Source organism: Mycolicibacterium agri, assembly GCF_002553505.1.
GTDB lineage: Bacteria > Actinomycetota > Actinomycetes > Mycobacteriales > Mycobacteriaceae > Mycobacterium > Mycobacterium agri.
Genome location: NZ_PDCP01000171.1, coordinates 1 through 3,969 on the forward strand (window position 1 = coordinate 1; position 3,969 = coordinate 3,969).

At 66.4% G+C, this 3,969-nt stretch carries 4 protein-coding genes; all 4 read left to right on the forward strand.

The genetic code is table 11. From position 1 onward, the window contains the following. Nucleotides 1–359: 359 nt before the first annotated feature. The gene (locus CQY20_RS33310; protein ID WP_097945547.1) at nt 360–1,550 is read left to right on the forward strand and encodes an NAD(P)/FAD-dependent oxidoreductase; all 1,191 of its coding nucleotides are present in this window, start codon (nt 360–362) and stop codon (nt 1,548–1,550) included. A gap of 4 nt (nt 1,551–1,554) precedes the next feature. Further along, nucleotides 1,555–2,499: a sigma-70 family RNA polymerase sigma factor gene (locus tag CQY20_RS33315; protein ID WP_234816538.1), complete on the forward strand. Its 945-nt coding sequence runs from the start codon at nt 1,555–1,557 to the stop codon at nt 2,497–2,499. A gap of 205 nt (nt 2,500–2,704) precedes the next feature. Then, complete coding sequence (locus tag CQY20_RS33320) at nt 2,705–3,226, forward strand: hypothetical protein (RefSeq protein ID WP_097945550.1); 522 nt, start codon at nt 2,705–2,707, stop codon at nt 3,224–3,226. Between the two features lie 303 nt (nt 3,227–3,529). Beyond that, the coding region (locus tag CQY20_RS35310; protein ID WP_207767370.1) for a hypothetical protein at nt 3,530–3,969 on the forward strand (440 nt) is incomplete at its 3' end.

A 3,969-nucleotide genomic window follows, 5' to 3' on the forward strand; every position in this document is an offset into this window, starting at 1 on the left:
CAAGCATCCTCAGTAACGCGCCACGGTGGTCCCATCCCCCTGGCAATCAGGTGGTCCCATCACCCTGGCAAGCGACAGGTTATGGCCTTTGGCGCCTTGGTGTCCTGGCTCAAAGCATCTGGCATTCGTGGAACCGCGCTGGGGTTCCCGTGCTACTGGTGTGCGGTGTGTGGCAAGCATTTTGCGCGGTTCGTGAGCGCAACTAATCATGAGGTCGAGAACCTGCTCGGGCTAGCGTGGTCGGAAATGGAGTTCGTCTGCTGAGCGAGGCTCGGGGTGATCCACGTCACTGGTTCATGCTGTCAGGAATTCGGGTGCGGTCTCGTTCAGGGAGCATGCGAACCAGACAGGAGCGAACCATGAAGCACCGCATCGTCGTCCTCGGGGCCGGGTACGCCGGAGCCTTCTCCGCCGGATACCTGGCCCGCCAACTCCATTCCGACGACTTCGAGATCACCGTGGTCAACGCCGAACCCGATTTCGTCGAGCGGGTGCGCCTGCATCAGCTCGCCGCCGGGCAGGATCTCCGCAGCCGGCCGCTTGCGAAGGTGTTCGCGGGCACCGGCATCCGGCTACGAGTGGCGCGGGTAACCAGCGTCGACCCCGAGCACCGGACTGTCACAGTCGTCGACGGCGAGGGCATCGACCGGCTCGAATACGACACCCTCCTCTACGCGCTCGGCAGCACCGCTGCCGACCACGGCGTTCCGGGCGTCGACGAGCACGCCTTCCACGTGGCCACGCGGCCGAACGCGCTGCGCCTGCGCGCACGCCTGGATGAGCTGGGCGAGGACGGGAAGGTGCTGGTAGTCGGTGGCAACCTGACCGCGATCGAGGCCGCAACCGAGATCGCCGAATCCCGTCCAGGACTTCGGGTCAGCCTCGCCACCAGCGGTAACGTGGGCGGCTGGCTGGGTACGAAGGCCCGCCGTCACCTGCTGCGTGCCTTCGACCGGTTCGGTATCACGGTCCACGAACACACCACCATCGAGCGCGTCGAGGAGGCGGCGGCTTTCGCCGCCGACGGCACCGCTTTCGCCTCCGACGCGACCGTGTGGGCCGCCGGCTTCGTCGTCCACCCGATTGCCGCCGCCAGCGGCCTCGAGGTGGTACCCAACGGCCAGATAGCGGTCGACCGTCAGATGCGGTCGGTTTCGCACCCGGATGTCTACGTTGCCGGCGACAGCGTTTTCGTCATCGGCGACAACGGATTTCCGTATCCGATGTCCTGCGCTTCCGCGGGACCCACCAGCAAGCAAGCAATCGCCTCGATCGTCGGGGACCGGACGGGGCGCAAGATCGCACCGACCTCGCTGACTTATTTCGGCAACCACATCAGCCTCGGCCGGAAGGACGGGATCTTCCAGCTGGTCGACGGGGACGCACGATCGAAGCCGGGCGCCCTACGCGGCCGGACGGCCGCGCGCGTCAAATCTGCGATCCTCGACATTGCCGCCTGGAGCGTGAGCCATCCGACCCTCGGAAAGGCGAGTCACAAGTACCGCCTGGCCACCACCCGAGAGCACTCGCCTCACGTGGTCGCCGGATAGAGTCGTGCTCATCGACGCTGCCGCGGTGACGCGTTTCGAGGCCAGCCGGAATAGGCTGGCCTCGCTCGCCTACCGTCTGCTCGGCTCGGCGGCCGACGCCGAGGACACGGTGCAGGACGCGTTCCTCCGATGGCAGGCCGCCGACCGGGAGTACGTCGATGTGCCCGAGGCATGGCTGACCAAGATCGTCACCAACCTGGCGCTCGACCGGCTCCGTTCGGCGAAGGTGCGGCGCGAACGCGCGGTCGGGGCCTGGATGCCCGAACCGCTCCTCGACGGCGACCCGATGCTGGGTCCGGCCGACACCGTTCAGCAGCGCGAATCGGTGACCCTGGCGGTGTTGACGCTCATGGAGCGTCTGTCGCCGGTCGAACGGGCCGCTTACGTGCTGCGCGAGGCGTTTGCGTACAGCCACGCCGAGATAGCCGAGATTCTCGGCATCACCGAGGCCAGGAGTCAGCAACACATCCACCGAGCCCGGCGTCGAATCGCCGCCGCCGGCAACGGCATTGACATCGACCATGCCTCCGCGCGCCGAATCGTCGAGGCGTTCGTCGATGCCGCCTCCTCGGGCCGGACCGAACGGCTGGTGGCGCTGCTGACCGACGACGCTACCGGCACCTCCGACGGTGTCGGCGGGCTGGCCGAGAAGCTGATCCGATACTCGACCCCGGATCGGATCGCCAGCGCGGTGCGTGCCGGTCTCAAACCGTCTCCGGCCAAACACAAACTCGCCGGTGGCTCGCCTTCGATCCATGCCGCGGTGGTCAACGGCTGCCCGGCCATGCTCTTCACGCTCGATGACTGGGTCCTGGGTGTCACGATCCTGGAGATCCGTGACGACAAGATCGCAGGCATGCGCAGCATCGCCAATCCGGACCGACTCGGTCGCCTCACCAAGGAATGGCAGCGGCAGGAGCATGATGTCCCGCTGATCGAATCGTGGTAACCGGCTGTCCGACAATCGATCTCACGTAGTCCGTCAATGCCCGTCCAACCAATCGGCGAGCGCCGCGGCTTGACAGCCGTCGACGTCGTGGCAGCGTTGCTCGTCGAACCCACCGCAACCCGCAGAAGCTGACCCACATCCAATCCGCGGCCCCACTCAGCCTGTGATGAGTATCGTTCGCGGCCACACCGTTCGAGGAGTAGACATGACCGACGCCACGACCCAGTCCACCGACCGCCCGGGCGCGGGTCCGGGTACGAGTGAGGCGCGCGACGTGATCCAGACGGGCCTGGACAGGGCCGTCGAGACCGGCCTGCTCGCGATGGCCGTCGGCCGCTTGGCGGGTGGCGCGGCGAGCCGCGTCACCCCGAGCGGCACAGCACGATTTTTTGGCGCTGCCGCGGAGCGGTCCCCGGAGCTCGACTACGTCGTTCGCGTGTGCGGGATCCGGGCCATGGCCCTAGGCCTCGGCTACCTGTCGACCACGGACGACGCCCGCCGTCGCTGGCAGCAGCTCGCCCTGCTCTGCGACATCTCCGACACCGTAGCGGGAATCGGCGATCTGGTGCGGGGCAAGGTCCCGCGCAGTACCGCCCTTGGGGCGACGTTGCGCGCCGGCATCTTCGCAGCCATCGGCGCCGCAGGGGTCGCCCACGACCGCGGGACTGTCCCGAGAGCAATCGACGCCCCACCGCCGACCCACCACGCCGAAGTCCTGCCAAAGTAGCTCGGCGAGTCGTGTCAGTTATCGCTGCATCTCGCCGTCTCAGGTCGTCGAAGGTGCGACCTTCGTCATTACCCCGAAGAGTGCCTCTACTCAGGTTGTCGGGGCGATCAACCCTCTGGCACTGCTGTTCCTTCGTCATGTCCAGTCGCTGACTGTTACGCGAGTTGGCGAAACCTCCACAATCGCGGTCGAACGACGTCAGGGCCGACTGCGCCTGCAGGAGAACGGAAGTATCGCCGACTTCGCCATCGTCGAAGGCAGCAATGCACTCGTCGCCCTGCCGCTGATGACACTGCGCTATCGATGTGCCCGCTTCGTGGTCGCCTCGCCTGCTTCCTGCCGCTCGACGATCAGGTGGGGTTGCCGCTCGTCGTTTCCTGCGACATCCTCACCGACCCGTCGCGAACCCACGCCATGGTTGCAGACACTACGACCCGTGCATGTCTGACCGAGGCTGCACGCACCTTTGCGTCACATCTGGTGGATCCGAGCCAACCTTGGTTCCAGCGCGGGTGGGATCTGTTGACGATGACCGAAGATCCTCGGTCAGTCGTCGCGTCCGGTTCAAACGGCGCCGATCGTGCCTTCATGGAGGGCCTACGCGACCACCTCAGCACGGCAGACTTGCCGTTCTCGATATCTCCCATCCCTGTCCCCGAGGGCGACTGGCTATGTCAACTCGAATTGGCCCCGGCTGGGCGGTTCGAAGTGGCCCCGCCCGGGGAAGGCTGGAGTTGCCGTGC

Coding starts and splice junctions, on each gene's coding strand:
- CQY20_RS33310 (WP_097945547.1), top strand. CDS start 360: ATGAAGCACCGCATCGTCGTCCTCGGGGCCGGGTACGCCGGAGCCTTC.
- CQY20_RS33320 (WP_097945550.1), top strand. CDS start 2,705: ATGACCGACGCCACGACCCAGTCCACCGACCGCCCGGGCGCGGGTCCG.